General features: G+C 66.4%; 25 protein-coding genes and 1 tRNA gene. 5 read left to right on the plus strand and 21 right to left on the minus strand.

What is annotated here, in order from left to right; translation table 11 throughout:
* Positions 1–19: 19 nt before the first annotated feature.
* From IW252_RS03920 to IW252_RS04010, 19 genes are all read right to left on the minus strand, one after another.
* On the minus strand, positions 20–853 hold the full coding sequence (locus tag IW252_RS03920; protein WP_196835370.1) for a Bax inhibitor-1/YccA family protein: 834 nt from the start codon (positions 851–853) through the stop codon (positions 20–22).
* A 148-nt stretch (positions 854–1,001) separates the two neighbouring features.
* Positions 1,002–1,075 (minus strand) — tRNA-Leu (locus tag IW252_RS03925).
* Between the two features lie 20 nt (positions 1,076–1,095).
* The gene (locus IW252_RS03930; protein WP_196835371.1) at positions 1,096–2,538 is read right to left on the minus strand and encodes an NAD(P)/FAD-dependent oxidoreductase; all 1,443 of its coding nucleotides are present in this window, start codon (positions 2,536–2,538) and stop codon (positions 1,096–1,098) included.
* An 85-nt stretch (positions 2,539–2,623) separates the two neighbouring features.
* A complete protein-coding gene (locus IW252_RS03935; protein WP_196835372.1) occupies positions 2,624–4,120 on the minus strand; it encodes a S8 family serine peptidase in 1,497 nt (498 codons plus the stop codon).
* A gap of 42 nt (positions 4,121–4,162) precedes the next feature.
* Positions 4,163–5,119, minus strand: coding sequence for a Ppx/GppA phosphatase family protein (locus IW252_RS03940; RefSeq protein WP_196835373.1), 957 nt, complete (start codon positions 5,117–5,119; stop codon positions 4,163–4,165).
* Positions 5,120–5,183: 64 nt separating this feature from the next.
* Positions 5,184–5,888, minus strand: coding sequence for a DUF501 domain-containing protein (locus IW252_RS03945; RefSeq protein ID WP_331271550.1), 705 nt, complete (start codon positions 5,886–5,888; stop codon positions 5,184–5,186).
* Positions 5,889–5,974: 86 nt separating this feature from the next.
* Positions 5,975–6,652, minus strand: coding sequence for an FtsB family cell division protein (locus IW252_RS13625; RefSeq protein ID WP_331271430.1), 678 nt, complete (start codon positions 6,650–6,652; stop codon positions 5,975–5,977).
* A 102-nt stretch (positions 6,653–6,754) separates the two neighbouring features.
* Positions 6,755–8,035 carry a phosphopyruvate hydratase gene (gene eno, locus IW252_RS03955; protein ID WP_196835375.1) on the minus strand — a complete coding sequence of 427 codons (1,281 nt, stop codon included), beginning with the start codon at positions 8,033–8,035 and terminating at the stop codon, positions 6,755–6,757.
* Between the two features lie 65 nt (positions 8,036–8,100).
* Entirely contained in the window at positions 8,101–8,850 is a 750-nt protein-coding gene (locus IW252_RS03960) for a MazG nucleotide pyrophosphohydrolase domain-containing protein (protein WP_196835376.1), read from the minus strand.
* A gap of 5 nt (positions 8,851–8,855) precedes the next feature.
* Complete coding sequence (locus IW252_RS03965) at positions 8,856–10,046, minus strand: adenosine deaminase (RefSeq protein ID WP_196835377.1); 1,191 nt, start codon at positions 10,044–10,046, stop codon at positions 8,856–8,858.
* 43 nt (positions 10,047–10,089) lie between these two features.
* Positions 10,090–10,719, minus strand: coding sequence for a DedA family protein (locus tag IW252_RS03970; protein WP_196835378.1), 630 nt, complete (start codon positions 10,717–10,719; stop codon positions 10,090–10,092).
* Between the two features lie 124 nt (positions 10,720–10,843).
* Positions 10,844–12,154 carry a thymidine phosphorylase gene (locus IW252_RS03975; protein WP_196835379.1) on the minus strand — a complete coding sequence of 437 codons (1,311 nt, stop codon included), beginning with the start codon at positions 12,152–12,154 and terminating at the stop codon, positions 10,844–10,846.
* Positions 12,155–12,173: 19 nt separating this feature from the next.
* Positions 12,174–12,569: a cytidine deaminase gene (locus IW252_RS03980; protein WP_196837087.1), complete on the minus strand. Its 396-nt coding sequence runs from the start codon at positions 12,567–12,569 to the stop codon at positions 12,174–12,176.
* Positions 12,570–12,587: 18 nt separating this feature from the next.
* A complete protein-coding gene (locus tag IW252_RS03985; protein WP_196835380.1) occupies positions 12,588–13,871 on the minus strand; it encodes an ABC transporter permease in 1,284 nt (427 codons plus the stop codon).
* A complete protein-coding gene (locus IW252_RS03990; RefSeq protein ID WP_196835381.1) occupies positions 13,868–15,091 on the minus strand; it encodes an ABC transporter permease in 1,224 nt (407 codons plus the stop codon). Before IW252_RS03990 ends, IW252_RS03985 begins: the two co-directional genes overlap by 4 nt.
* A complete protein-coding gene (locus IW252_RS03995) occupies positions 15,088–16,668 on the minus strand; it encodes an ABC transporter ATP-binding protein (protein WP_196835382.1) in 1,581 nt (526 codons plus the stop codon). The genes IW252_RS03990 and IW252_RS03995 overlap by 4 nt, the downstream gene beginning before the upstream one ends.
* Before the next feature lie 127 nt (positions 16,669–16,795).
* The gene (locus IW252_RS04000) at positions 16,796–17,860 is read right to left on the minus strand and encodes a BMP family lipoprotein (RefSeq protein ID WP_331271431.1); all 1,065 of its coding nucleotides are present in this window, start codon (positions 17,858–17,860) and stop codon (positions 16,796–16,798) included.
* Positions 17,861–18,079: 219 nt separating this feature from the next.
* The gene (locus IW252_RS04005) at positions 18,080–19,288 is read right to left on the minus strand and encodes an amidohydrolase (protein WP_196837089.1); all 1,209 of its coding nucleotides are present in this window, start codon (positions 19,286–19,288) and stop codon (positions 18,080–18,082) included.
* Positions 19,289–19,465: 177 nt separating this feature from the next.
* The gene (locus IW252_RS04010) at positions 19,466–20,578 is read right to left on the minus strand and encodes a mannose-1-phosphate guanylyltransferase (RefSeq protein WP_196835383.1); all 1,113 of its coding nucleotides are present in this window, start codon (positions 20,576–20,578) and stop codon (positions 19,466–19,468) included.
* A 263-nt stretch (positions 20,579–20,841) separates the two neighbouring features.
* Between IW252_RS04010 and sdhC the strand changes: the two genes are divergently transcribed.
* The 5 genes from sdhC to IW252_RS04035 all read left to right on the plus strand — a co-directional run bounded on the left by sdhC (position 20,842) and on the right by IW252_RS04035 (position 25,158).
* Positions 20,842–21,222, plus strand: a complete 381-nt coding sequence (gene sdhC, locus IW252_RS04015; protein ID WP_196835384.1) for a succinate dehydrogenase, cytochrome b556 subunit — start codon at positions 20,842–20,844, stop codon at positions 21,220–21,222.
* Between the two features lie 3 nt (positions 21,223–21,225).
* Entirely contained in the window at positions 21,226–21,678 is a 453-nt protein-coding gene (locus tag IW252_RS04020) for a succinate dehydrogenase hydrophobic membrane anchor subunit (protein ID WP_196835385.1), read from the plus strand.
* Positions 21,679–21,727: 49 nt separating this feature from the next.
* Positions 21,728–23,515, plus strand: a complete 1,788-nt coding sequence (gene sdhA / locus IW252_RS04025; RefSeq protein ID WP_196835386.1) for a succinate dehydrogenase flavoprotein subunit — start codon at positions 21,728–21,730, stop codon at positions 23,513–23,515.
* Complete coding sequence (locus IW252_RS04030) at positions 23,515–24,294, plus strand: succinate dehydrogenase iron-sulfur subunit (RefSeq protein ID WP_196835387.1); 780 nt, start codon at positions 23,515–23,517, stop codon at positions 24,292–24,294. Before sdhA ends, IW252_RS04030 begins: the two co-directional genes overlap by 1 nt.
* A gap of 99 nt (positions 24,295–24,393) precedes the next feature.
* The gene (locus tag IW252_RS04035; protein WP_331271432.1) at positions 24,394–25,158 is read left to right on the plus strand and encodes an alpha/beta hydrolase family protein; all 765 of its coding nucleotides are present in this window, start codon (positions 24,394–24,396) and stop codon (positions 25,156–25,158) included.
* Between the two features lie 27 nt (positions 25,159–25,185).
* Here the strand turns inward: IW252_RS04035 and IW252_RS04040 are convergent, their stop codons facing one another.
* Positions 25,186–26,334: a YihY/virulence factor BrkB family protein gene (locus IW252_RS04040; protein WP_196835388.1), complete on the minus strand. Its 1,149-nt coding sequence runs from the start codon at positions 26,332–26,334 to the stop codon at positions 25,186–25,188.
* Positions 26,321–26,878, minus strand: a complete 558-nt coding sequence (locus IW252_RS04045; protein WP_196835389.1) for a 2'-5' RNA ligase family protein — start codon at positions 26,876–26,878, stop codon at positions 26,321–26,323. Before IW252_RS04045 ends, IW252_RS04040 begins: the two co-directional genes overlap by 14 nt.
* Positions 26,879–26,884: the final 6 nt, after the last annotated feature.

Below are 26,884 nucleotides of genomic sequence, written 5' to 3' on the forward strand. Positions count from 1 at the left end.
CGTGCTGGTGCGGTGGAGGCTACTCGTCGCCGCGCAAGATCGCGATGATCCGGAGGATCTCGACGTAGAGCCACACCATGGTGACCGTCAGGCCAAACGCTGCGGTCCAGGAGTACTTGGCCGGAGCGCCCTGCTCCACGCCCTGCTGAACGGAGGTGAAGTCCAGCACCAGCGCGTAGGTGGCCAGCAGCACGGCCAGAGCGCCGATTGCGAGGCCGATCCAGCCGCTGCGCAGGCCGAACATGCTGTCGGTGACGCCAAAGAGCATCAGGCCCAAGTTCACCAGCGAGAAGACCGCGTAGGCGGCCATCGCGATCATGAACATCTTGGTCATCTTGGGGGTCGCACGGTACTTACCCGAGCGGTACAGCACCAGAGTCACGGCAAAGACGGAGAGGGTCGCAATGACCGCCTGCACGGCAATGCCGGGGTACATCCCTTCCAGCACACCGGACAAACCACCGATGAACAGGCCCTCCGCCAGCGCGTAGAGCATGATGAGGACCGGCGATGGTTCCTTCTTGAAGGCGTTGACTAGGCCGAGAACAAGTCCCGCGATGAGGCCGATCATCATCAGGCCGGGCAGCTGCCACCCGACGACGGCACCGGCCAGAATGCCGATGAAGCACAGGACCGTCTTGTTGATGACGTCGCCATAGGTCATGCGGCCCGTCTGGGCCGGACCGGCCGACGGCTGCGTGTACATCTGCTGCAGCTGCTCCGGGCTCAGCGTCTGGCCCTGCTGCCGCGGATCGACCGCGACGCCGCCAGCCGGGCTGTGACCGTTCTGCGCCGCACCTGTCTGCTCGCGGAAGTTCCGCGAGTTGAAGACCGGGTTTCCACCGAGTGCCATGGATGTGCTCCTCACTAAAGTTCTCTGGCTACGAGCTTACCGGGTATAACGCACATCTGGGCCACAAAGTTCCCGTCGTCACCTGCTGTTAACGCAGCGATCCCCGCGCCGACAGGCGCGGGGATCGCGATCGGGTCACCCGTGCGGGTACCCCCAGTGGGACTCGAACCCACAACACAGAGATTTTAAGTCTCCTGCCTCTGCCGATTGGGCTATGGGGGCGCCCCTCAAGTGTACTCAGGTCAGGCGCTTGCTCCGGCCTTCTGCGACGACTTTGCGTCAGATCCCTGAGCGTCGCCCTTCTTCTCTTCGGGCTTCGGCTTCGGCGTGGCCGCATCGACGAACGCGCTACGCGGTTCCTCGAGGTCATACACCGGAGTGATATCGCGGCCCCACACGAACGAACCGATCCAGCCGCCGATCACGCGGGCCTTGCGCTCGAAGGTCGGCATGGCCATACCGTGGTAACCGCGGTGAGCCAGCCACGCCAGTCCGCCCTTCATCTTGATGCCCATCACCTTGGCGACACCCTTCCAGGTACCAAAGCCGGCCACGGCACCCAGGTTCTTGTGAACATAGGGGGTGACGGTGCCGACGCCGTAGCGGTGGGCGTAAATGTTCTTCGCCAGCAGCTTGGCCTGGCGCACGGCGTGCTGGGCATTCGGCACGCAGGTGCCGTCCGGCAATCCGCCCGTGACGTCCGGGACCGCGGAGACGTCGCCGGCCGCCCAAGCGCCCTCGACGACCTCGGTACGGTCCTCGTTCATGATGCGCAGGTCCTGTCCGGTGACGATCCGGCCGCGCGGCTCGAGCGCGAAGTCCGTGGAACGCACCATGGGGTTCGCCATCACGCCGGCGGTCCACAAGAGGGTGTCCGCACCGAAGGAACCGGCCGAAGACTTGTCGGTCATATCCGTCAGCTCGAGGACGCCGTCCTCAGCCTTGGCCAGCGAGGTGTTCAGCAGGACCTCGATACCGCGGGAACGCATGTGGGCGACGACCCACTCGGCCTGCTCCTCGGTGACCTCCGGCATGATCCGGCCCATGGCCTCGACGAGCTTGAAGCGGATCTCGTCCTGCTCCACACGCTCGTTCTTCTTCACCGCGCTGCGGACCATGTCCTCAAGTTCGGTGATGGCCTCGATGCCGGCGAATCCGCCGCCAACGACGACGAAGGTCAGGGCCGCTTCACGCTCGGGTCCGGCGGGCAACAGCGAGGCCGTCTCGATGCGCTCAAGCACCTTGTTGCGCAGCGCCACGGCCTCCTCGATGGTCTTCAGGCCGATGCCCGCCTCGGCCAAGCCGGGGATCGGGAAGGTTCGCGTCACCGCGCCGGCGGCCATGACGACGTCCTGATACGTCAGCTCGAACGGCTCGCCCTCGGCGGGCACGACGACGGCCTTACGGTTGGCGTGGTCCACGGCGGTGACGCGGCCGGTCACCAACTCGGCGTCAGGCAAGTGGGTCCGGTGAGAGACGATGGCGTGACGGGCCTCGATCTGGCCGCCGGCCACCTCCGGCAAGAAGGGCTGGTAGGTCATGTAGGGCAGCGGGTCGACGACGGTCACGATGCCGCCGTGGGCCTTAACCTTTTTCTGCAGGTTCTTCGCGACGTAGAGGCCGACGTAGCCACCGCCGACAACCAGAATGCGCGGACGGTCCGAGAGCTGGGGAGTGTTAGGCATGACTCCAGCATAGACCGAATCGGCTGGTTTGTGAAAACATTCACTAGCTGGTCAAGGGGCCGACCAGCCCCTGCAGGCTCCGCCCCTAGCCGCGCTTCTCCGGTAAATCGTCAAAGGGGTCATGCCCGCGGCCCGTCGTCCACTCGTTGCCCGCGATGGTGCCCTCTTGGACCTGCTCCCCTAAGGCCGCGCGGCGGGTGGCGCGCACTCGCCACAGACCGAGTGCTGCGACGAGGAGCAGGGCGAGGGCGGAGGCCCCCAACGTCACGGGCCCGACGACGGCGCCGCGCTCGGGCGGCTCAACGGCCGCCGGCGCCGCGATCGGTTCCACCGTCGACTCGGCGTCCATGCTCGGTGCGGGCTCGCTGGGTTCCGGCTGCGTCTCACCCCGGCGGTGCACCCGGATCCACTCGGAGATCGTGCCCAGCGGGTTGGTCTCTACCGGGTCAACGTCGGCGGTCAACGCCGCCTCGGCGTCCAGAATGCCGTACCCGTAGAGGTTGTCGAAGCCCGGCTCCCCCGCGTCTTCGGCAGTCTTCAGGATGCGATTGATGACATTCTCCGCCGACAAATCGGGTTCGGCGGAGCGAATCAGGGCGGCCACGCCGGCCACCAGCGGGGCAGCACCGGAAGATCCTGACCATCCGGCGTACCCGCCACCGGGCAAGCCGCCGACGAGCGGGTCCGCAGGGGCCGCCACGCCAATGGTGATGCCCTGGGTCGAGGCATCCCAGCTGGCTTGGCGCTCTCGGTCGACGCCGGCGACCGTCAGGACGCCGGGAATGGTGGCGGGCGCGCCCACTTGCGTCATCCCACCGGCGCGGTTGCCCGCGGCGGCCACCACGACGACGTCGTTCTCCTCGGCGTAGAGAAACGCCTCATCCCACGACGTAGGCCACGCCGTACTGGTGGAGCCCATGGACAGATTGATGACTTGGGCGCCTTGATCCACGGCCCACCGCACCGCGTTGGGGATCTGCTCCTCGATGCTCACGCCCGCCGGGTTTTGCCCTCCGAGCCACACCGACGCGGTCAGCAGTTCGGCCTCAGGGGCCACCCCGATCATTCCGTCGTCGCCGGGACCCGGCTCCGGGATCTCGATTGGCTCCGGCTCTTCGGGCGGTTCCTCCCCCTCTTCCTCGGCGCTCTTCTTGGCCCGGTTATAGGCCATCTCCTGCTTGCGCGCGTCCGATTCGGCCTGCTTGATCTCCGCCGTGTTGTTCCCGTGCCCGGCCAGCATGGTCGCCACGAGCGTCCCGTGTTCGGGCAGCGGGCCGATCGGTTCGGTGCCATCGCTGCTGCCGGCGCCCGAGGAATCGACCCCACCAATCACTTGCCCCGTGAGATCGGGATGATCAGCGTCCACCCCGGTGTCGATCACGGCCACCTTGACACCCTCGCCACGGCTGACCTCCCAAGCGGCCTCGATGCCGAATTCGGAGAGCCAATACTGGTCATCGCGCGGGTGCGCGGCAGTGGCGCCGGGCGCCACGAACACACTGGAGACCATGACCGCAGCCGCGACGGCGGCCGCCGCCATCAGCCGCGTGAGGCGTCGGGGACGCTGCCTAACGTGGGCCATGCTCATGCTGCTCCTTCCGCGCCGTGACGCCGGGTGGTGCGCTCAGACGCGAGCGGCCACGTTCAGCGCGATTCCGTCGAGGATATCGTGCTCGCTGGTGATCGCCGCGGAGACGCGTGATCCGGTGACCTCTCCTACGTGCGTGACGATGGCCCGCCAAATCAGGGCACCGGCCCCGATCACGTCGACCCGCCCGGGGTGCATGAAGGGCAGCAACTCACGACGCTCGCGGCTGAGCTCCAACAACTCGGTCGCCGCCGCGCCGACGACGCCGAGCGGGAGTGACGCACCATTGATGCGGTCGGGGAGATACTTCTCGAGGTCGAGAGCGTGGGCCGTGATCGTGGTGATGGTCCCAGCCACACCGATCACGCGATCAACTTGGGTCAGGTCCACGCTCTGCTGCACCTCGGCGAGGTACTCGGCGACCGTGCTTTCCGCAGCGGCAATTTGCGCGCTGGTCGGCGGGTCATCGTGCAGGAAGCGCTCGGTGAAGCGCACACAGCCCATGTCGATGCTCTTCGACGCCGTGACGCCGTCTTCGTCGCCCACGACGAACTCCGTGGATCCGCCGCCGAGGTCCACAACGAGGACCCGCTCACCCGCCCGGGGCGGGTGGACGGAGACGGCGCCAGCAAAGCTGAGGGCGGCCTCCTCCTCACCCGTAATCACCTCGGGGTCTACGCCGATGCGAGCCCGAACGCCCGCCATGAATTCCTCGCGGTTCTCAGCATCACGGGTGGCACTCGTGGCCACGAAGCGGACCGCCGCGGGCCCGACGTGGTGGTGGTTCAGCAGCTGGGCGTACTCGTCGAGCGCGGCGAACGTGCGCTCAAGGGCGGCGTCGTCGAACCGGCCCGTGGCATCGACGCCCTGGCCCAGCCGGACCACCCGCATCTGGCGCTCCACGTCGAGTAGCCCGGGGGTGCCGTCGTCAGGCACATCGGCAATGAGTAGGCGGATGGAGTTGGTTCCGCAGTCAATCGCGGCAACGCGCATGAGGTCCTCCTCGGTGGATTGCCCGGCCACGCGGGGCGGGCGGGGTCTAGGGCCGGTGGCTCGGTCAAGCAGAGCGCGCCGAGGGGTTCTCCCCCGCGCCGTCCGCTTCCGCGCCCGCCTGGCCTGTGGGACTCGTGTCCCCTGTGTGGGCGCGGCGACGCGCCTCAGCGCGATCGCGCTTCTTCGCCTCGGCGTCCTGTTGCTCCTGAGTTTTCACGTGGCGGCTGCGGTCACGGCTCGGCGCCTCGCCGGTCACGTCCCAGGCGCCGTGACAGTAGCACCGGTCCGCGGTCCACCACTCGGCAATTCCCGCGAGAGCCTCGTCGCCCAGGGGGTTCACCCCGGGACCAGCCGCCAACGAATGCCCCACCAAAACATGCAGGCACTTGACGCGATGGGGCATGCCGCCGGCGGTCACCCCCGCGATCTCGGGTACCTCGCCGACCCCGGTCCGGGAACCGATCGCGTCCCGTGCAGCGAGGTAGTCCTCGTGAGCGGCGCGGTACGCGGCGGCCAGCGACTCATCCTCTTCGAGCCGCTGCGTCATCTCCGTCATCAGGCCGCCGGCCTCCAGCCGGGACACGGCCGCGGTGATGACGGGGTGGGTCAAATAGAACGTGGTGGGAAACGGAATGCCGGAGCTGAGCCGCGGCGCCGTCGTCGCCACCAAGGGGTTACCGCACACGCATCGGGCACCGATTTCGACGACGTCACGGACCGGGCGTCCCAGCTGACGGCTCAGCGTGTCGAGGTCCTCCGGACTCGGCACGCGAGCAGCGGCATCGAGCGACTCGTGGCGTTCGGCGGGGTGGGGGTGCGACGGCTGCTGGGGCACGTCTCTCCTTGCTCGTTGGGTTAATCGGTGGCGGCGCGCTTGACGGAATCCCAGAGGGCATCCACCCACGGGAGGTCCGTCCTCACGTCCTCCGAGCTGGCATTCTGCTGCTGGAGCTCTTCCTCGACCTCCGGCTCGCCGATCACCATGTACTGGCGCTCGCCCGGCATCACCAAGTTTATCCGCTCGCGGGCCTGTTGCCGGATGTACGCGGGGTCTTCCCACCGGGTGATGAGGTTCTGCAAATCGTCCTGCTCTTGCTCCAGCTCGCTGATGCTTGCGCGCAGTTCGCCGAGCTCCTCGCGCTGGTCCATGTAGACGCCCACGGAAGGCAACAACATGATGGTCACGGCGGCCAAGACGACGGCCAAGGCCACGAGTCGGCCGGAAAAGCTCCGGGCCGGGACCGGACGCGCGTCGTCTTGATGCGTAGGTGACGTGCGGGCCGCGCGCGGCCCGTCGGCACGGATTCCGCCGGAGAGAGCGGCGCGCTCACGCAAGCGCACGTGAGACTTGGGCGGCTTGGCCTTGGCCGCGCTAGCTCGCGACGCGGCTGCGGCGCGCTCGGCGGCCACTCGCTGCGCCTGAACGCGCTCACTTTCCGCCCGCTCGGCCTCCGCCCGCTCCTCCGCCGCGCGCTCGGCGGCGCGCTGCGCCTCGCGATTCGCGCGAGGCATATTGGGGCGGCGGCTGGGCACGGCAGGCTCCTTAGAACTCGACTGCGATCACTGGCGCTCACGCCAGAGGGGAGCCGCCCCATCGGGCAACTCCCCTCTCACTGTACGCCGCGAGGCGAGTGATTAGCCGTTGAAACGCGGGAACGCGTCACGCCCGGCGTAGGCCGCGGCATCGCCCAGTTCCTCTTCAATGCGCAGGAGCTGGTTGTACTTGGCCACGCGCTCGGACCGGGCCGGGGCGCCGGTCTTGATCTGGCCGGCGTTCGTCGCGACGGCGATATCCGCGATCGTGGTGTCCTCGGTCTCGCCGGAACGGTGCGAGGTGATCGTGGTGTAGCGGGCACGCTGGGCCATCGAGACGGCGTCCAGCGTTTCCGTGAGCGAGCCAATCTGGTTGACCTTGACCAGCAGGGAGTTGCCGATGCTGCGGGAGATGCCGTCACCCAGACGCTCCGGGTTGGTGACGAACAGGTCATCGCCGACCAACTGCACCTTGTCGCCAATGGCGTCGGTCAACGTCTTCCAGCCATCCCAGTCGTTCTCATCCAGCGGGTCCTCGATGGAGACCAGCGGGAAGTCGGCGACGAGCTGGCCGTAGTAATCGCTCATGTCCTGGGCGGACAGGGCCTTGCCCTCAAACTGGTAGGCGCCGTTCTCGAAGAACTCCGAGGAGGCGACGTCGAGGGCCAGGGCGATCTGCTCGCCCGGGGTGTAGCCGGCCTTCTCGATGGCGGAGACGATCAGCTCCAGCGCAGCGCGGTTGCTCGGCAGATTCGGGGCGAACCCGCCCTCGTCGCCAAGACCCGTCGCCAGCCCCTGCTCCTTCAGCACGGACTTCAGCGAGTGGTAGACCTCGACGCCCCAGCGCAGGGCCTCGGAGAAGGTCTCAGCGCCAATCGGAGCGATCATGAATTCCTGAATATCGACGTCGGAATCCGCGTGGGAGCCACCGTTAAGGATGTTCATCAGCGGTACCGGCAGGACGTGGGCATTGGGACCACCCAGGTACTTGTACAGCGGCAGGTTGGAGGCTTCGGCGCCAGCGTTGGCGACGGCGAGGGAGACGCCCAAAATGGCGTTGGCGCCCAGCTTCGCCTTGTTCGGGGTGCCGTCCAAATCCATCATCGTCTGGTCGATGGCGCGCTGGTCCGTGGCATCCAGGCCAATCAGTGCGGGCTGGATGGTGTCCAGCACGGCGTCGACGGCCTTCTGCACGCCCTTGCCCAAATAGCGACCCTTGTCGCCGTCGCGCAGCTCAACGGCCTCGTATTCGCCGGTGGAGGCACCGGACGGGACGGCCGCGCGGCCGAGCGAGCCGTCGGAGAGCAGGACCTCGACCTCAACGGTCGGGTTGCCGCGGGAGTCTAGGATCTCGCGGGCGTGAATGGCATCGATCAGGGCCATGGAAGGAACTCCTCAAACAGATTTGTAATGGGCCTTACTCTGGGCACGCCGGTGGGCCGCAGCACCTAGCCTAGCGCGCGTGTGACGTCCTCGGTAAAGCGTGCGACGGCGCCGCGCAATGCACGCTCAGCATCCCAGCCGTCGCGGCGCGCTGCTGCCACGATCCGCAGCAGCTCGTCACCGAGCTCTTCCTCGGTCGCGACCGTTCGCTGGCCGGCGGGGTCCCGCAGGCGTTCGACGACGGCGCCAGCGCCGGCGCGTTCGGCTCGACCCAACGTTTTTTGGGCGCGCGCCAAGGCCGGCAGATGACGCTCAGGGGCAGCGAACGCCACCGTGCCCGCCGAGCGTCCGGCCGCCGGGTCCGCGGCAGCCGCCCGTTCGGCGCGCTTTGCCTCGTCCCATGAGGCGATGATCTCCGCCTCAGTGCTGGGGTAGTCGCCCAGCAAGGACCCGTCCGGCGCGAAGACGTGCTTGTTGCGGCGGATCATCTTCTCGGCCAAGTGATCGGCCACGTCGGCAAAGTCGAACGAGCCAGCCTCCTCCGCGATGGCGGAGTGCAGGACGAGCTGCCACAACACATCGGCGATCTCTCCGCGGACCTCCTCCGGGCCGTGGTCGTCCTCGATCGCCTCGACGAGCTCGTAACTTTCCTCGATGAGGTACTCGACGAGGGCAGCGTGCGTGAGGTTTCGGGTCCACAGGCAGTGCGTACGCAGGTCGTCGATGATGCGCAGCAACCGGGTCACGGACTCGGCGCGGCGCGCGTCGTCCGGGACCCGGCTGGCGGTGCTTCCGCGGGCAGCGGGGTGCGGCATGCCGCTTACTCCGCGCCCTCGGCCGCCTCGGCGTCGGCTTCCGCTCCCGCGCCGAGCTCGGCGTAGGCGTTGTTGATGTAATCCACCAACACCTCGCGCTCCTCAAGCGGCAGGAACGCCGCCTCGGCTGCGTTGAGCGTCAGCTCCAGGAAGTCATCGAGGTCGTAATCGAACGCCTCGACGAGGAGCTCGAACTCGTCCGAGAGGCTGACGCCGGACATGAGGCGGTTGTCCGTGTTGATGGTGACGTTGAAGCCGGTTTGGTAGAGCAAATCGATGGGATGGGTCTCGATGGTCTCTCCATAGGCGGCCACCGCCCCGGTCTGCAGGTTCGACGACGGGCAGACCTCCAGCGGAATGCCCCGATCTCGAACCCAGTTGGCGACGGGACCGAGCGTGACGAGACCGGTAGACTCATCGACCTCTTGACCGTCGTCGTCGACGCCGCCGAAGGTGATGTCAATGTCTTCGGCGATCCGGACGCCGTGGCCGAGCCGGTTGGCGCGGCCGATCACGAGAGCCTCACGGATGGACTCCAGCCCATCGGCCTCGCCGGCGTGAATGGTCACGGGGAACATGCCGTTGGCCAGGATCTCGAAGGCTGCGGCGTGCTTTGAGGGCAAAAATCCCTTCTCTGCTCCGGCGATGTCGAACCCCACTGCGCCACGCGAGCGGTGACGCAGGGCCAGCTCAGCGATCTCGGTGCCGCGGTCTGCGTGCCGCATGGCGGTGATGAGCTGCCCCACCTGGATCGGGGTGCCGGCCTCGTCGGCGCCAGCCATGCCCTCCTCCAAGCCCGCCTGAACGGCCTCGACGGCGTCGTCCAAGCTGAGGCCGCGCTGCAGGTGCTGCTCGGGCGCCCAACGAACCTCACCGTAGATGACGCCGTCGGCGACGAGGTCTTCGACGAACTCGCGGGCCACCCGGGTCAGGGCCGAACGCGTCTGCATGACGGCGATGGTGTGGTCGAAGGTTTCGAGGTAGCGCTCGAGCGAGCCGGAGTCCGCGGATTCGAGGAACCAGCGGCCGAGCTCGGCGGCGTCCGTGTGGGGCAGTTCATGGCCCACTTCGGCGGCCAGCTCGATGATCGTCGCCGGGCGCAGGCCTCCGTCGAGGTGATCGTGGAGGGAAATTTTCGGCAGGGATCGGAAGTCGAATTCGGGCGAGTACGCGGTGTGGATCAGCTCTTCAGTCACGCTGCCAGTCTAGGGTGCGCACGGCGTCGCCGTCACCCATGTTTTAGGTGCCGCTGTGCTCCTCGGCGAGGTGGCGATGGTGGCGGCCGATGAAGAAGTAGATGATTCGGTCAAGGACGTACCCAATCACCAATGCCAACAGAACGGACAGGACGACGCCGACGAGCTTGTGCTCCTCGAACCACCGGCCTGCCACCGATCCAATCCCCACCGAATACACGGCCCAGACCACGCAGGCGATGGCGTCGAGGAGTACGAATCGACGCTGGGAAAACGCGGTGGCCCCTGCCGTGAAGTTCACGGCCGTGCGGCCCAGCGGGATGAAACGCGCGGTGAAGATCAAGAGGGCACCGCGCCGCACCAGCTCCCGCTCGGCAAAAGCGAACACTTTGCGCGCCCGCTGCCGTTGCATCCACGCAAACCGCTCGGTTCCAACGGCCCGGCCCATCCGGTAGGCGATTTGGTCGCCGATGAAGGCACCGACGGCACCGCACACGCCGAGCAGCACCAGATCTTGGCTGCCGGTCGTCACGGCCACTGAGGCGAGACCGACGAGCAGGGACTCACTGGGAACTACCGGGAAGAAGGCGTCAATGCCGCAGAACAAGAAGACGACAACCAGGACCCACCACTCCCCCGATGCGCTGAGGATGGCCTCATTGATTGCGTCCACGTGCTCCCTGTTCCCTTGGTGATCCCTCACCCTTTCTCACGTGCAAGGGCACCAGAAAAGTTCCCGCAGGGGAAGGACCCCGGTGAATCCGCGGCCGGTGCGCAGGTCACCGGGCCGGCGGGCGTTACTCGGCGATGCGATCGATGACCAGCTGGCGGGAGGACCGCGATCCCTCCGGCGCGATCACGGCGGCCCCGTCCAGCGCCTGGCGCGCCCGCTCGAACCGCTCCGGTGTGTCCGTCAGCAGGGTCATGAGTGGCTGGCCGCGGCGGACCACATCCCCTGGCTTGGCGTGCAGGCGGACTCCGGCCCCAGCCTGCACCGGGTCCTCCTTGCGCGCGCGGCCGGCACCAAGCCGCCACGCCGCATGACCCACCTGCAGGGCGTCGAGCTGGGTCAGCACGCCGTCGGCCTCGGCAGAGATGACCTCCGACTCGCGGGCAACCGGCAACGAGGCCTCCGGGTCTCCGCCCTGGGCAGAGATCATCTTCTTCCACACGTCCATCGCGCGGCCGTCCGCCAGTGCCGCCGCCGGGTCGGCGTCGTGCACCCCCGCCGCGGCGAGCATTTCCTCGGCGAGCTTCACGGTGAGTTCCACGACGTCGGCGGGGCCGCCACCGGCGAGCACCTCTACCGACTCTTCGACCTCGATGGCGTTCCCCGCGGTGAGGCCGAGCGGCGTGGACATGTCCGTCATCAGCGCCACCGTCTTCACGCCAGCGTCCGTACCGAGCGCCACCATGGTCTCGGCCAGCTCCCGCGCCATGGCCTCATCCTTCATAAAGGCGCCGGAGCCCACCTTGACATCCAGCACCAACGCCCCGGTGCCTTCAGCAATCTTCTTAGACATGATGGACGAGGCAATCAGCGGGATCGCCTCTACCGTGCCGGTGACATCGCGCAAGGCGTAGAGCTTCTTGTCTGCCGGGGCGAGGCCCGACCCGGCCGCACAGATGACGGCTCCCAGATCCTGCAATTGGTTGAGCAGGTGCTCGTTGGAGAGGTTGGCCTGCCAGCCGGGAATGGATTCCAGCTTGTCGAGCGTACCGCCGGTGTGGCCAAGGCCCCGGCCGGAGAGCTGCGGCACTGCGACGCCGAACACGGCGACCAGCGGGGCCAGTGGCAGCGTGATCTTGTCTCCCACACCGCCGGTGGAGTGCTTGTCGGCGGTGGCCTTGACCTCGCCCGTCGGCGTGCGCAGGGAGGAGAAGTCCATCCGCTCGCCCGAGGCGATCATGGCCGCCGTCCAGCGCGAGATTTCCGTTCGATCCATGCCGTTGAGCAGGATCGCCATGTTCAACGCGGACATCTGCTCGTCCGCGATCACGCCGCGCGTGTACGCGTCGATGGTCCAGTCGATTTGCTCCGGGGTCAGGGTGCCGCGGTCCCGCTTAGTGCGGATAATGTCGACGGCGTCAAACGCTTCGGTCCTCATCGTGGCCTTTCAGTGGAAACTAGTACTCGGTCAGGTCGTCGGGCCCGAAGGCGTCCGGGAGAACCTGGTCCATGGTCTTGATGCCGTTCACGGTCATGAGTTCCATGCCGGGCGCACGGTGTTCAAAAAGCAGCTGGCGGCAGCGGCCGCACGGCATCAGCACCTCGCCGTCGCCGCCGACGCAATAGAAAGCCTGCAACTGGCCACCGCCGCTCATGTGCAGTTCGCCCACCATGGTGCATTCGGCGCAGAGGACCACGCCGTACGCGGCGTTCTCGACATTGCACCCGCTGATCAGGCGGCCGTCGCTGGTCAGAGCGGCGGCGCCCACGGGGAACTTGGAGTACGGGGCGTAGGCCTTGCCCATGGCCGACTGGGCCGCCTCCTTGAGGCGGTCCCAGTCGGCCGTGGTCATCGGTTCGCGGCTCACGCGCTACCCCTTCACGTAGGGTTTGCCGGAGGCCGCGGGCGCCCGGGAGGCCCCCACCAGACCCGCGACGGCAAAGATCGTGATGACGTAGGGAAGCATCGCCAGGAACTGGCTGGGGACGTCCGTCCCCGCCTGGCTCAGCACGTACTGCAGGTTGGTGGCGAACCCGAACAAGAGTGCGGCGAAGAACGCGCCAATCGGATTCCACCGGCCAAAGATCAGCGCGGCCAGGGCGATGAAGCCGGTGCCGGCGGTCATGTCCCGCGAGAACTGGGACACCGACACGAGCGTGTAGAAGCTGCCGCCCAGGCCAGCGACGGCGCCGCCGAGCAGCACGTTGAACACGCGCGTGCGGTTGACGTTGATGCCCACGGTATCCGCGGCCTTCGGGTGTTCGCCCACGGCCCGAATCCGCAGTCCCCAGCGGGTCTTGTAGAGCCCAAACCACAGGACGCCGACGGCCACGAACATGATGTACCCGAGGGCCGTCTGGTCAAACAGCAGTGGCCCGAGGATCGGGATCTCGCTCAGGCCCGGGATGGCCAGCGAGGGCAGGCGCGGCGGACGGTTGAGGTCCGGGTTATTGGCGAACAGCGTGCCGAAGAGGAATCCGGTCAACCCGGAGACCAAGACGTTCAGCACCACGCCGACGATGATCTGATTGACGCGGTACTTTACCGCGAACAGCGTCAGCAGACTCGAGACGACGACGCCGCCCAAGGCGGCCGAGACCATGGCGCCGATGACCGAGCCGGACAGCGAGCCGCCCAGGGCCGCAGCGAAGGCGCCCAAGAGCAACTGGCCCTCGATCGCGATGTTGACGACGCCGGAGCGCTCGGCGAGCACGCCGCCCAGGGAGCCGTAGACCATGGGCAACGCGAGCGTGAGCGACCCCGTGAGCAGGGTCAGCAGGGAGATCGCCGAGGCGTCCGAGCTGCCGACGAGCCACACGAGGATGCCGATCACGAAGAGCAGAGCGAAGACCGCGGGGACCCACCCGCGCAACGGGCGGGCGTTCTTCTCGCTCCAGAACGCGAACACGGCCCCCGCGACCAAGAGGACCGCAATGATCCACCCCGCGGCAGTGACCGGGACGGTGACGACCGGCAGCTGAACGGCGTCGTTCGCCGAGGACAGCCGGAAGGAGGCGTCTCCGCCCGGGGAGAAAAATCCGAAGACGAGGACGGCCAAGAAGGCTCCCACGCCGTAGAGGACGAGGGCACGCTTATTGACGACGTGAACGGCGCCGGTCGTGGATCCCGGCACGGTGGCGGTTGCGGTGCTCACTTGTCTCCTCCTGCAGCTGCAGCGACGGCCTGCTTCGGCTCGCCCTTCGACGGACGCTCACGCTTCTTCTTGCGCTCTCCCAACCCGAACAGGGAACGCACCAGCGGCGGCGCCGCGATGAAGAGGACGATGAGGGACTGGACCACCAGCACGATGTCGATGGGGGTGCCCGTGGCGATCTGCATCGTCAACCCGCCGGCGCGGAAGGCACCAAAGAGCAGGGAAGCGAACAACACGCCAATCGGATGGGAGCGCCCCAGGAGAGCAACGGTGATCGCGTCGAAGCCGATCGAGGCGGCCACGGACTCGGTCAGGAAGCGTTCCGTACCGTTGACCTGTGCGGCGCCCGACATACCGGCCAGCGCGCCCGCGATGACCATCGCGAGGACGGTGACCTTGACGGTATTGATGCCGGCGGTCTTGGCGGCATGGCGGTTGGAGCCGACGGCCTTGATTTCGAACCCGAGGGTGGACCGGTTCATGAGCCACCACACCACCGCCGTCGCGGCCAGCGCCACGAGGAAGCCAGCGTGCAGGCGGAAGTCTTCCCCGAAGAGCAACGGGTACATGCCGGAGGGATTCACCTGCGGGCTGACCGGGTTGGTCGAGCCCGGGCGCTGCAGCACCGGGGTGTTGAGCAGGTAGCCCAGCAGGTTGAGCGCGACGTAGTTGAGCATGATGGTCAGGATGACCTCGTGCGCACCCGTCTTCGCCTTGAGCCAGCCGACGAGACCGCCCCACAGGGCGCCGCCCAGGATGGAGCCGAGGATGACCAGCAGCAGGTGCAGCGGCCAGGCAAGTTCGAGGGTGAAGCCGATCCACGTGGCAAACATCGCGCCGAGGATGAGCTGACCTTGGGCGCCAATATTGAACAGCCCTGCGCGGAAGGCGACGGCGACGCCCAGCGAGGCGGTGAGCAACGGCGTCGCGTAGGTCAGCGTCTCCGTCAAGGGCCGCATCATGCCGGCGAACGTGCCGGCGTCGTAGTTGAAGATGGCCCCGCGGAACATGGCCGCGTAGGAGCCGGCCGCGGCGTCCCACGCCGCGGCGAGCGTATCCAACGGCCGGGCGAAGAAGTAGGTGGCCGCCGAAGTGGTCTTCTCATCCGTCGCGGCAATCAGGATGCCACCGACAATGAAGGATGCCACGATCGCGAGGACGGAGACTAGCGCGCTGGAACTGCGCAGCCTGGCGAGGAAGGACGGACTGGGGGTGCTCATGCGATGCCTCCGGGCAGCTGCGGCTCATCGTGTTCGGTGGTGTTCAGGTGGGCGGCCTCGGCCTCGGCGAACGCCTCGTCGGCCGTCGAGCCGGCCATCATCAGGCCGAGCACGTCCCGCGACGTATTGCCGGGAACGATGCCCATCAGGCGCCCATGGAACAGCACGGCAATCCGGTCACCGAGTTCGGCGACCTCATCAAGTTCAGTGGAGACCACGATGACGGGGACGTCCTTGTCCCGCTCCGCCAAGATGCGGCGGTGCAGGAATTCGATGGAGCCGACGTCCACGCCGCGGGTCGGCTGCGAGGCAATGAAGAGGTTCAGGTCCCGGGAAAACTCGCGGGCCAGGACCACCTTCTGCTGGTTGCCGCCCGAGAGCTGGCTGGCGGTGTGCTGGGCGGATTGCGTGCGGATATCGAATTCGTCGATCTTGGCCGCAGCGTTCTCCGCGATAAAAGGCAGCTGCAGCGTGCCGCCCTTGGCCACCGGCGCCCGATCGTAGCGGTTGAGCACAAGGTTATCGGCGATCGAGAAGTCGCCAATCACGCCATCCGTACTGCGGTCTTCCGGCACGTAGCCGACGCCGGAGTTGATGATCTCCTTGGTGCTGCGGCCGAGGAGCTCTTGGCCACCCAACCGGACGGAGCCCGTGGTGCGTTCGGTCAGGCCCATGATGGCCTCGACCAGCTCCGTCTGGCCATTGCCCTGAACGCCTGCCACGGCGAGGATCTCGCCCTTGCGCACCTCAAGGCTGACGTGGTCCAGGGTGGGTACACCGAGGCCGTCGATGACGGTCAGGTCCTCGATGGTGAGCGCCACCTCCGTGCCGTCGGAATGTTGCCGCCCGAGCGAAAGGTCGACGGCACGGCCGACCATCAGCGAGGCCAGCTCCATGGCGTCGGCGCTCGGGTCCGCCTGGCCGACGACCTTGCCGCGACGAATCACGGTGATGTCATCGGAAATCGCTTTGACCTCCCGCAACTTGTGGGAGATGAAAATAATGGACGTTCCGTCCGCCTTGAGCTGGCGGATGATATCCATCAGCTCGTCCGTTTCCTTCGGCGTGAGCACTGCCGTCGGTTCGTCCAGAATGAGCAGGTCCGCTTTGCGCACCAGTGCCTTGATGATCTCCACGCGCTGCTGGACACCCACGGGCAGATCCTCGACGACGGCGTCCGGGTCCACGTGGAAACCGTACTTGTCGGAAATCTCCCGAATGCGGCGGCGGGTCTGCTCGAGGTCGAGGATGCCGCCGGCCTTGGTGTGTTCATCGCCCAACGCCACGTTTTCCGCGACGGTGAACACGGGGACCAGCATGAAGTGCTGGTGCACCATGCCGATGCCAGCGGCCATGGCGTCGCCGGGGCCCCGGAACTGCACCGGCGAATCGTCAATGCGGATCTGACCCGCCGTTGGCTCATAGAGCCCGTAGAGGACGTTCATCAGCGTCGACTTACCGGCGCCGTTCTCCCCGAGGAGGGTGTGCACCTTGCCCGGTTCGACCAGCAGATCAATGCTGTCGTTGGCGTAGAAATCGCCGAAGGCCTTGCTGATGCCCGTGAGTTCCAGTTTCATGCGTCTTCCCGACCGTTTGTTGCCATGGGTATTGGCTCGTGGCCCCGCTGGACGCGAATAAGGCCGGGGGCGATCTTAGCGCCCCCGGCCGTTACCCGTCATCTATCCAATGAAGGGGCCCAGAGGGTTAGCCGAGCGGATCGATCTCGCCGGCGATGATCTGTTCCTTCAGCGCGTCCAGTTCGTCGATCGTGCCCTTGGGCAGATCGCCCTCGAACTCGTAGAACGGAGCGATGCCCACGCCGCCGTTCTCCAGCGTGCCGAGGTAGGCCTCGGAGGCAAACTCGCCGTTCACGTCCATCTCGATGGACTCGAACACGGTCAGGCCCATGTTCTTCATCACGGAGGTCAGCACAGCCGTGTCGCCGCCGTTGGCGTACTCGTGGCCATCGGTATCAACCCACACGACGGCGTCTGTCTCCGACGAGGACTCGTTCACCGCGTCCACCGTGGTCTGACCCAGCGGCCCGGCCACCGGCATGATGACGTCCACGCCGGAGCTCAGGAGGTTCTCCGAGATCTGCTTCGCCTTGACCGTGTCTGAGAAGTTGCCCACGAAGGTTTCCATACCCTCGACGGCGACGTCGGCGCCCTTGTCCTCGTTGAACTTCTGCACGCCCTTCTCGAAACCGACCATGAAGTCCGTGACCGTCGCGATCTCCGCGCCGCCGAAGGTGCCGACCTTGCCGGACTCGGAGTACGCGGCGGCAGCGTAGCCGGCCAGGTAAGCGGCCTCGCCCGTCTTGTAGTTCAGGGTGCGCATGTTCTCCGGAAGCTCTTCGTAGCCGTAGTCGACGACGACGAAGTTGGTCTCCGCGTTGGCCTCGGCCTCGTTAAGCGGCAGGTCTTCAAACATGAAACCGGCGGTGACGATCGTGTCGCAGCCAGCCGAGACCATCTGATCGAGGTTCGGTCCCATGTCGGTCGAGGCGCCGGACTCGGCCTCGCGGGTTTGCACGCCGAGCTCTTCCTCAGCCTGAACCAGGCCCTCGTAGGAGGCTTGGTTGAACGAGCCGTCGTCAAAGCCGCCCTCATCGGAGACCATGCACGCGAGGTAGTCGACCTCTTCGGCTCCGCCACCGGCGGACTCCTCCGGCGCGGCACCGCAGGCCGAAAGGACGAGCGCCGAGGCGCCTAGGACTGCGGCGGCGACGCCGGTGGAGCGCTTGGTGTTGCGCAGGGAATTCTTCACAGTTCCTCCGTTGACTCACTGGGCCCGTTGCCAATTCGAGTGAACAGGTGCCCACAACGTCCCGCCTGGGGGGACGTTCAAAGTGTTGAACGTAACAAAGCGTAGCGCTCTTGGTAGTGAGATGTCAGCTCGCGCAGGACAACACCACAGGATCGTTGAGATTCTGTTACCGACGAGTAGCACTCCGGGCCGCAACGCCGCCTCGCCCGGCCCTCGGAGTTATTCCGCGATGACTCCGGTGGCGGTTTCGACGGCCGCGCGCACCGCCGCCGCAGCCATGACCCGAACCCCGACGCCGATGGCCCGCTCGTCCGGGGTGTAGTCGCCACGGTGCAGGTCGTAGGTCTCCCCGCCCGGCGTGCGGGTGCCCAGCCGCAGCATAGAGCCCGGGACCTTCTGCGTCATCCACGCAAAGTCCTCGCCGCCCATCGATTGCGGCGTGAGCACGATCGCGTGCGCCCCAATCTCGGCCCGGGCGGCGGCCTCAATCAACTCGGTCTCCGCCGACGCGTTCATGACCGGCGGGACGCCGCGCACGTGCTCCAGCTTGACGTCCACCCCAAAGGGCTGGGCCACCTGTTGCACCACGGTGTCCAGCATGTCCCCGGCGGCTTCCCAGGCCTCAGCGTCGAGGCAGCGCATGGTGCCAGCCAGGTATCCGGCCGAGGGGATGGCGTTGGGAGCCGACCCGCCGCTGATTTGCCCCCAGACCACAGAGACCCCGCTGCGCACATCGACGCGGCGGCTCAGGACGGCCGGAACATCAATGGCCACCTTGGATAAGGCGAAGACCAGGTCCTCCGTCAGGTGCGGGCGGGAGGTATGCCCGCCCCGGCCGGTCAGCTCAATCTTGATGGTGTCCGCGGCGGAGGTGATCGCGCCGATGCGCGTGCCAATCTTCCCGGCATCGATCCGCGGATCGCAGTGCAGCGCCACGACGCGTGGCACCTCGTCCAAGATCCCCTGCGCAATCACCGCCTTGGCACCGCCCGGCATGCGTTCCTCGGCGGGCTGGAAGATGACGCGCACACGGGCGGCGAGCTTTCCGGCGTCGTGCAGCTTGCTCAGGGTTAAGGCAACCCCCAGCGCCACCGTGGTGTGGATGTCGTGCCCGCACGCATGGCAGACCCCCTCGGTCGTGGAGGCATAGTCCAGGCCGGTTTCCTCCAGCACGGGCAGGGCGTCGATATCGGCGCGCAGGCCCAGGGCCAGGGGCCCCTCGCCGATGTCGACCCACGCACCGGTGCCCTCGCCGGGGCCGGTGCTGGCCATTTGAACCGGTTCGAGGCCCGCCTCACGCAACGTAGCCAGCAAGCGTTCCGTCGTGCGGTGCTCTTGGAAGGACAGCTCGGGGTGCGCGTGGACATCGCGCCGAAACTCGATGAGGGAGTCCAGCAGCGGATCGACCCAAGGGCCGACGGCGGGCACGCCCGCAGTGGTGACGACGCGTTGGCCGGCACCGACGGGGTGCGCGGGGGCTGGCTGGGATGGCTGATCGCTGGTTCCACTCACAGGGGTCACCTTAATACGGACGACGCCGCCAGCGAGACTCGATGGCGGCGTGCGTCGCGTCGCGTCCACTGCCGGTGGGCGCGTGCGCAGCCGCTAAAGCACGTCGACCTCGCCGGAGGCTTTGAGGGTTTCGACGGCCTGTTTGACCTGTTGGGCATGGTCCTCGGTGGTCACCAACAGCGCATCAGGGGTGTCGACGACAACGACGTCGTCGATGCCAATGAGGGCGATGACCCGCTTCGAGTCGGAGACGACGACGCCGGATGCCTGGTCCGAATACACGCGCGCACCGTCCCCCAAGACGGTCAGATGGTTATTTTCACTGGCCGGATTCAACCGACCGATCGCCGCGAAATCTCCGACGTCGTCCCACGTAAATACGCCGGGAACCATGGCCACATCGCCCGCGTCCGCAGCGGGCTCGGCCACCGCGTAGTCAATGGCGATCTTGGGCAGGGTGGGCCACACGCGGGCCACGACCTCGTCCCGCTGCGGGGTGTCCCATGCCGCCGCGATCTCGTCAAGCCCCCGGTAGAGCTCAGGCTGGTTGAGCTCGAGATGCTTGAGCATGAGCGCGGTGGGCGCCACGAACATGCCGGCGTTCCACAAGTAGTCCCCACTGGCCAAATACTTCCGGGCCACGTCCTCGCTGGGCTTCTCCACAAATTCGGCGACGGCCGTGGCGCTCGGCGCATCATCGATGCTCAGCCGTTCGCCGGCTCGGATGTAACCAAACCCGGTGGACGGCACGGTGGGACGAATGCCGATCGTGACGATCTTTCCGGTGGCGGCCGTGTGGACGGCCTCGCGGACCGCCTCGAGGAAGACGTCGAGCGGGCCCACCACCTGATCGGCGGCGAAGGACCCCATGATCGTTTCGGGATCCCTGCGGTGAAGGATAGCGGCGGCGAGGCCAATAGCGGCCCCTGAATCCTTCGGCTCACTCTCGAGGACGAGGTCCTGCTCGTCGAGCTCCGGCAACTGCTCACACACGGCCTGACGGTGCACTTCCCCGGTGACCACCATGATGCGCTCTCCCGCCAGCGGAGTCAGCCGGTCATACGTCGACCGAATCAGTGTGCTGCCGCTCCCGGTGAGGTCATGTAGGAACTTGGGAGCCGCCGCACGGGAGAGCGGCCACAGCCGGGTTCCCACACCACCGGCAGGAATCACCCCGTAGAAACGGTCGAAAGTATTTTGAGCCATACGTAAAAGGCTAAATCACAGAGATACATTTCCCGCGCACCACGACCGTGATTTAGCGCATGGTTTTGTTGCAGAATTCGGCGGCCGGGCCGCGCCAACTCGCGGATGCGTCATGGTCTTGTGAGCCTGATCACACAGGGGGCAGGATAGGCAGATGAGGTTTCTGATCGTGCACTAGGATCGGTGGGGAACGCACACACACCGGCGTTAATTCTTTGTGCGGAAGCCGCACAGGCGCCCTGTGATGCTTGGAGGTTATTTCAGTGTCGAAGACTTCGTCAGGCACCCTCTACCGCGGCCGGGAAGGCATGTGGTCTTGGGTGGGGCATCGGATTACCGGTGTTGTCATCTTTTTCTTCCTGTTGGTGCACGTGCTGGATACATCGCTCGTGCGCGTCTCGCCGGGCGCCTATGACGCGGTCATCGGCACCTACCAGAACCCCCTGATGGCCTTCGGCGAAACCGCACTCGTCGCCGCCATTCTGTTCCACGCGTTCAACGGCCTGCGCCTGATCCTCGTGGACTTCTGGAAGCAGGGCCCCAAGTTCCACCGCCAGCTGCTGTGGGGCGTCATTGTCGTCTGGGCCGTCGCCACCATCGGCTTCGCTGCCCGCCACCTCACCCTCGCACTTGGAGGTCACTAAGCCATGGCCACCACCACCGAATTCGTCCCGCCGCGCTCCGGCCGGATTGACCAGAAGTACACTCGCGTCCCGGGCAAGAAGGGCAACTTTGAGATGCTCGCCTGGCTGTTCATGCGCATCTCCGGCCTCTTCCTAGTCGTCCTGATCTTCGGCCACCTGATCACCAACCTGCTCATGGGCGAAGGCATCAATGGCATCGACTTCGGCTTCGTCGCCGGTAAGTGGGCCGACCCGGTGTGGCAGTTCTGGGATTTGGCCATGCTGTGGCTGGCCATGCTGCACGGCACCAACGGCGTGCGCACGATCATCAATGACTACGCCGACAAGGACCGTACCCGCTTCTGGCTGAAACTGGTCCTGTACTTCTCGACCGTCGTCATCATCGTGCTCGGCACCCTGGTGATCTTCACCTTCGATCCGTGTATCCCGGGCTCGACGCTCGAGGTCTGCAACTAATCTCGGCGTTGACGCCGAACAAGCTTGAGAAAAGAGAGAAGCAACCGGTATGCAGGTACATAAGTACGACGTCGTCATCGTCGGCGCCGGCGGCGCTGGCATGCGCGCGGCCATTGAGGCCGGACAGCGTGCCCACACGGCGGTACTCACCAAGCTCTACCCCACCCGCTCGCACACGGGCGCCGCTCAGGGCGGCATGTGCGCGGCCCTCGCCAACGTCGAAGAAGACAACTGGGAGTGGCACACGTTCGACACGATTAAGGGCGGCGACTACCTGGTGGACCAGGACGCCGCGGAGGTCATGGCCAAGGAAGCCATCGAGGCCGTGCTGGACCTCGAGAAGATGGGCCTGCCGTTCAACCGCACGCCCGAGGGCAAGATCGACCAGCGTCGCTTTGGCGGCCACACCCGCGATCACGGTAAGGCTCCGGTGCGCCGCGCCTGCTACGCCGCGGACCGCACCGGCCACATGATCCTGCAGACCCTCTACCAAAACTGCGTCAAGCACAACGTTGAGTTCTACAACGAGTACTACGTGCTGGACCTGCTGACGGTCGACGAGGAAGCCACCCGCGAGGATGGCACCACCTACCTCCAGAAGCGCGTCGCCGGCGTCGTCTCCTACGACCTCGCCACCGGTGAGCTGCACGTCTTCCAGGCCAAGTCGGTGGTGTTCGCCTCCGGCGGCGCGGGCAAGGTCTTCAAGACCACGTCCAACGCCCACACCCTGACCGGAGACGGCATGGGCATCGCCTTCCGGCGCGGCATCCCGCTGGAGGACATGGAGTTTGTGCAGTTCCACCCGACCGGCCTGGCCGGTCTGGGCATCTTGCTCTCCGAGGCAGCCCGCGGTGAGGGCGGCATTCTCCGCAACTCGGAGGGCGAGCGATTCATGGAGCGCTACGCGCCGACCATTAAGGACCTCGCCCCGCGTGACATCGTGGCCCGCTCGATGGCCAATGAAGTCCGCGAAGGGCGCGGTTGCGGCCCGAACAAGGACTACGTCCTGCTGGACCTCACGCACTTGGAGCCGGCGCACATCGACGCCAAGCTGCCGGACATCACCGAGTTTGCTCGCACCTACTTGGGCGTGGAACCGTACACGGAGCCCGTGCCGGTCTTCCCCACCGCCCACTACGTCATGGGCGGTGTCCCGACGGATATCGAGGGCAAGGTTCTTCAAGATAACGACACGACGATCCCCGGCCTGTATGCGGCCGGCGAGGTCGCCTGCGTGTCCGTGCACGGCTCCAATCGCCTGGGCACCAACTCCCTGTTGGACATCAACGTCTTCGGCAAGCGTGCCGGCAAGTACGCGGCTGAATACGCCAAGACGGCAGAATTTGTCGACGTTCCCGAAAACCCGTTGGGCGAGACCGAGGCCTTGCTGGAGAACATCCGCAACGGCAACGGCACCGAGCGCATCGCCGCGATCCGCAAGGACCTGCAGGACACCATGGACGCCAACATGCAGGTCTTCCGTACAGGCGAGACCATCAAGAAGGCCGTCTCCGACATTGAGGCCTTGCGCGAGCGTTACAACAACATCGGCATCCAGGACAAGGGCAAGCGCTTCAACCTGGACCTGCTGGAGGCCGTGGAGCTCGGCTTCCTGCTCGACCTTGCCGAGGTCATGTCCGTGTCCGCTCTGGGCCGCGAAGAGTCGCGCGGCGGGCACTTCCGCGAGGACTTCCCGGATCGAGACGACGAGAAGTTCATGAAGCACTCGATGGTGTACAAGGACGAGGCGGCGGAGATGCAGGGCATCAAGGGCCTGCGCTTCGATACCAAGCCGGTCGTCTTCACCCGTTACCAGCCGATGGAGCGTAAGTACTAATGAGCACTGAAGTAGCAGAACCAGCATCCAAGGTGGAGCTCAGCGCCGGTGGCGGCGGGGGCGAGATCAAGCAGTTCGACATCACGCTGCGCGTGCGGCGCTACAACCCCGAGGTCTCCGAGGAGGCCGAGTGGGAAGATTTCGAGCTGACCATGTACGGCACGGACCGCGTGCTCGACGCCCTGCACAAGGTCAAGTGGGAGGTGGACGGCTCGCTGTCCTTCCGCCGGTCCTGCGCCCACGGTATTTGCGGCTCCGACGCGATGCGCATCAACGGCCGCAACCGCCTGGCCTGTAAGACCCTCCTGAAGGACCTGGACACGTCCAAGCCCATCACGGTGGAGGCCATCAAGGGCCTACCGGTGGAGAAAGACCTCATTGTGGACATGGAGCCGTTCTTCCAGTCCTACCGCGAGATCATGCCCTTCCTCGTCTCCAAGGGCCACGAGCCCTCGGGCGAGCGCTACCAGTCCCCCGAGGACCGCGAGCGCTTCGACGACACCACCAAGTGCATCCTCTGCGCCGCGTGCACGTCCTCGTGCCCGGTGTTCTGGACCGACGGTCAGTACTTCGGCCCGGCCGCGATCGTCAATGCACACCGCTTCATTTTCGACAGCCGCGACGATGCCGGTGACATGCGACTGGAGATCCTCAATGACAAGGAAGGCGTGTGGCGCTGCCGCACGACCTTCAACTGCTCCGAGGCGTGCCCGCGTGGCATTCAGGTCACCAAGGCCATCGCCGAGGTGAAGCAGGCCGTGCTGGCCCGCTCCATGTAATTCGAGCAGACGATGCGGCGGCGGGGCGCCGAGAGAACTCACCGTTCTCTCGGCGCCCCGCCGTCGTTTGTGGACCGCCACTCGTTCTAGACTGGCCGGGTGGCTACTGAGAAATTCACCTTCACCAGCGCAACCGGCGATACCCTGACCGCGGCTTTGGACGTTCCTGAGGGCGAGGCGATCGGATGGGGCATCATGTCCCACGGGTTCACCCTCGGCAAGGATTCACTCGCGACGGCTCGGATCTGCCGCGGGCTCGCCTCCCACGGCATCGGCATGCTGCGCTTCGACAACCTCGGCCTCGGCGAATCTCAAGGCGACTTCGCGGCGACCTCATTCAGCCTAAAAATTCAGGACACCATTCGTGCGGCCGAGGCGTTGCGTGAGCGCGGCCACGAGCCCGAGCTCCTCGTGGGCCACTCCCTCGGTGGTGCCGCCGTGATCGCTGCCGCGAGCGAGATCCAGCCCAATGCGATCGCCACCATTGGCGCTCCCTTCGACCCGGGCCACGTCACGCACAACTTCGAGCACCTCATGGAGGAGATCGAATCCGCGGGCAGCGCCGAACTGAAGCTCGGCCCCCGCCGGTTAGAGATCACCCGGGCGTTCATTGAGGACGTCCAGGAGTACAACCTCACCAGCTCGATTCAGGACCTGCGCGCCGCTCTGCTGGTCATGCACGCGCCGACGGATAACACCGTGGGCCTCGAAAACGCCGGGCGCATCTTTACGGAGGCCAAGCACCCCAAGTCGTTCTTCTCCCTCGACGGGGCGGATCACTTGCTCACCCAGCGCGTCCATGGCTATCGCGCAGCCGCCATGATCGCTGCGTGGGCCGAACAGTACTTCGACGCCTCCGAGTAGCCACGGCTCCGGTGAGCCGGGCCTCTCCTAGGGCGCCCAGCCGGCGTCGTGCTCAGGGGCGCTCTGCGCCTTCTTGAGAGCCGCCCGCTGGCGGAGCGTCAGCCGCGCTCCCCCGGCCGCGGCCTCGGCGGCCTCAATGTCCCCCGTGCGCACTGCGCCCCAGCTGGCGGCGATCAGATAGACCTGCGAGAGCAGGAAGAACCACACGAAGAGTCCGAGGATCACGGCAAAGGGCGCAAGGAGGTCATTTCCCTGGCCGACGCTGCCCAGCAGTTGCGAGGAGAAGAACCGCAGGACCGTCGCCCCGCCGCCGGCGATGAGCGCCGCCTCCCAGAGCGCTCGCTGGGGCATATTGATGGAGGACGCCAGCCGGAAGAGGACCACCGCCACCAGCATGTCCAGCAGGAGCATGACCAGGAGGGAGACCACGCGCGTGGCGAACTGACCGAACACTGAAGCGATACCGAGTAGATTCAAGATCCAGTCCAGCGCGGCGCCCGCGACGAAGCCCACAGCGCTCGTCAGGACCAAGCCAATGCCCATGAGCACCAGAATGCCGAGGTCCCGCGCCTTGGCGACCACCGGGTTCATCTCGACGGTGGCCAGCCCAAAGACGCCACGCATGCCCTCGCGAATGCCCTTGATCCACCCTAGGGCCGTAATGAGCATCGTGGCGGTGGAAATCGCCAGTGCCCAGCCGAAGCTTGACGAGTTGTCGAAGAGTTCCTCGGCAGTCGCGAGGCCCGGCTGCGTGTCCGTCGCAATCAAGCCGGGAGTACTGCGGGCCACCGTGTCCACCACGAGGTCCTGCAGTTCCTTATTGCCGGCAGCGATGAGGCCGAAGATGGAGAAGCCGGCTACCAGCAGCGCCGCGATGGAGAAGAACATGCGGTACGCCGTGCCGGCCGCCATGAGCGGACCGTGGCGCTTGGAGTAGACCGTCCAGACGCGCATCGGGCGGAACGCATTCAGCTCCGCCACCAGCCACTTCGCGACGGCCAAGGTGCGCTGGAGCAGCGGCTGCCCTTCGCGCCGCGCCTGCCCCACGTCGGCCCGTTTACTCAACGCCTCGCGGCGCACGAACGCCCGATCGAGCGCGGGGATGCCCTCAACGGAGGTTTGGCCCGTGCCGCCCGCGTGCGCTCCGCGGACCGCTGACCCGTTAGTTTGCCGCATTTTTACATCCGTCCGTGCCAAGTGTCAGCTCCTCAGTGAGCACCCAGTGTCCGTCGTGATCCGTGGTGAACAGCCCGATGGACTCGACGACAAACTCGGCGTCGAAATCTTGCAATTCATCCAATGCGCGCCGCATCTGGGGCCGCGGCGCGTCATGAGTCACCGTAAGGTGCGGGTGGTAGTCGAAGGCAACCCGATGTTCCAGCGGACCGTCACAAAGCCGCGCGTGCAGCGCTCTGCACTCCTCCGCCCCTTGGGCAACCTTGAGGAAGACGACCTCGCTGGCCGGGACGAAGCTCGCCACTCCCTTGAGCGAGACGGTGAAGGCCTCGCTCCGGGAGGCCACCAGCGCGGCGTGCGCTCTCGCCGCCTCCCAGGTACCGGAAATCTGGCCGGACACTAACGTGATGTGCGGCGGTTCCAGCCCGGCGCAGGGACCTTCAAAATCCGCCCGCAGCTGTCCGATGCGTTGCCGCAACCCCGCGGGCAGCGTGATGACGACGCCGAGCGCGGCGGCATTCCTCCCGTGCTCTCGGTGCGTCATCGCGAG

Origin of the sequence: Zhihengliuella flava, from assembly GCF_015751895.1 — a bacterium.
GTDB classification, from domain to species: Bacteria; Actinomycetota; Actinomycetes; order Actinomycetales; family Micrococcaceae; genus Zhihengliuella; species Zhihengliuella flava.

Bases quoted from the DNA above. Each gene is read 5' to 3' on its own strand.
- IW252_RS03920 (WP_196835370.1), bottom strand. From the start codon at position 853: ATGGCACTCGGTGGAAACCCGGTCTTCAACTCGCGGAACTTCCGCGAG.
- IW252_RS03930 (WP_196835371.1), bottom strand. From the start codon at position 2,538: ATGCCTAACACTCCCCAGCTCTCGGACCGTCCGCGCATTCTGGTTGTC.
- IW252_RS03935 (WP_196835372.1), bottom strand. From the start codon at position 4,120: ATGGCCCACGTTAGGCAGCGTCCCCGACGCCTCACGCGGCTGATGGCG.
- IW252_RS03940 (WP_196835373.1), bottom strand. From the start codon at position 5,119: ATGCGCGTTGCCGCGATTGACTGCGGAACCAACTCCATCCGCCTACTC.
- eno (WP_196835375.1), bottom strand. From the start codon at position 8,035: ATGGCCCTGATCGATGCCATTCACGCCCGCGAGATCCTAGACTCCCGC.
- IW252_RS03960 (WP_196835376.1), bottom strand. From the start codon at position 8,850: ATGCCGCACCCCGCTGCCCGCGGAAGCACCGCCAGCCGGGTCCCGGAC.
- IW252_RS03975 (WP_196835379.1), bottom strand. From the start codon at position 12,154: ATGAGGACCGAAGCGTTTGACGCCGTCGACATTATCCGCACTAAGCGG.
- IW252_RS03980 (WP_196837087.1), bottom strand. From the start codon at position 12,569: ATGACCACGGCCGACTGGGACCGCCTCAAGGAGGCGGCCCAGTCGGCC.
- IW252_RS03990 (WP_196835381.1), bottom strand. From the start codon at position 15,091: ATGAGCACCCCCAGTCCGTCCTTCCTCGCCAGGCTGCGCAGTTCCAGC.
- IW252_RS03995 (WP_196835382.1), bottom strand. From the start codon at position 16,668: ATGAAACTGGAACTCACGGGCATCAGCAAGGCCTTCGGCGATTTCTAC.
- IW252_RS04010 (WP_196835383.1), bottom strand. From the start codon at position 20,578: ATGGCTCAAAATACTTTCGACCGTTTCTACGGGGTGATTCCTGCCGGT.
- IW252_RS04020 (WP_196835385.1), top strand. From the start codon at position 21,226: ATGGCCACCACCACCGAATTCGTCCCGCCGCGCTCCGGCCGGATTGAC.
- sdhA (WP_196835386.1), top strand. From the start codon at position 21,728: ATGCAGGTACATAAGTACGACGTCGTCATCGTCGGCGCCGGCGGCGCT.
- IW252_RS04030 (WP_196835387.1), top strand. From the start codon at position 23,515: ATGAGCACTGAAGTAGCAGAACCAGCATCCAAGGTGGAGCTCAGCGCC.
- IW252_RS04040 (WP_196835388.1), bottom strand. From the start codon at position 26,334: ATGCGGCAAACTAACGGGTCAGCGGTCCGCGGAGCGCACGCGGGCGGC.
- IW252_RS04045 (WP_196835389.1), bottom strand. From the start codon at position 26,878: ATGACGCACCGAGAGCACGGGAGGAATGCCGCCGCGCTCGGCGTCGTC.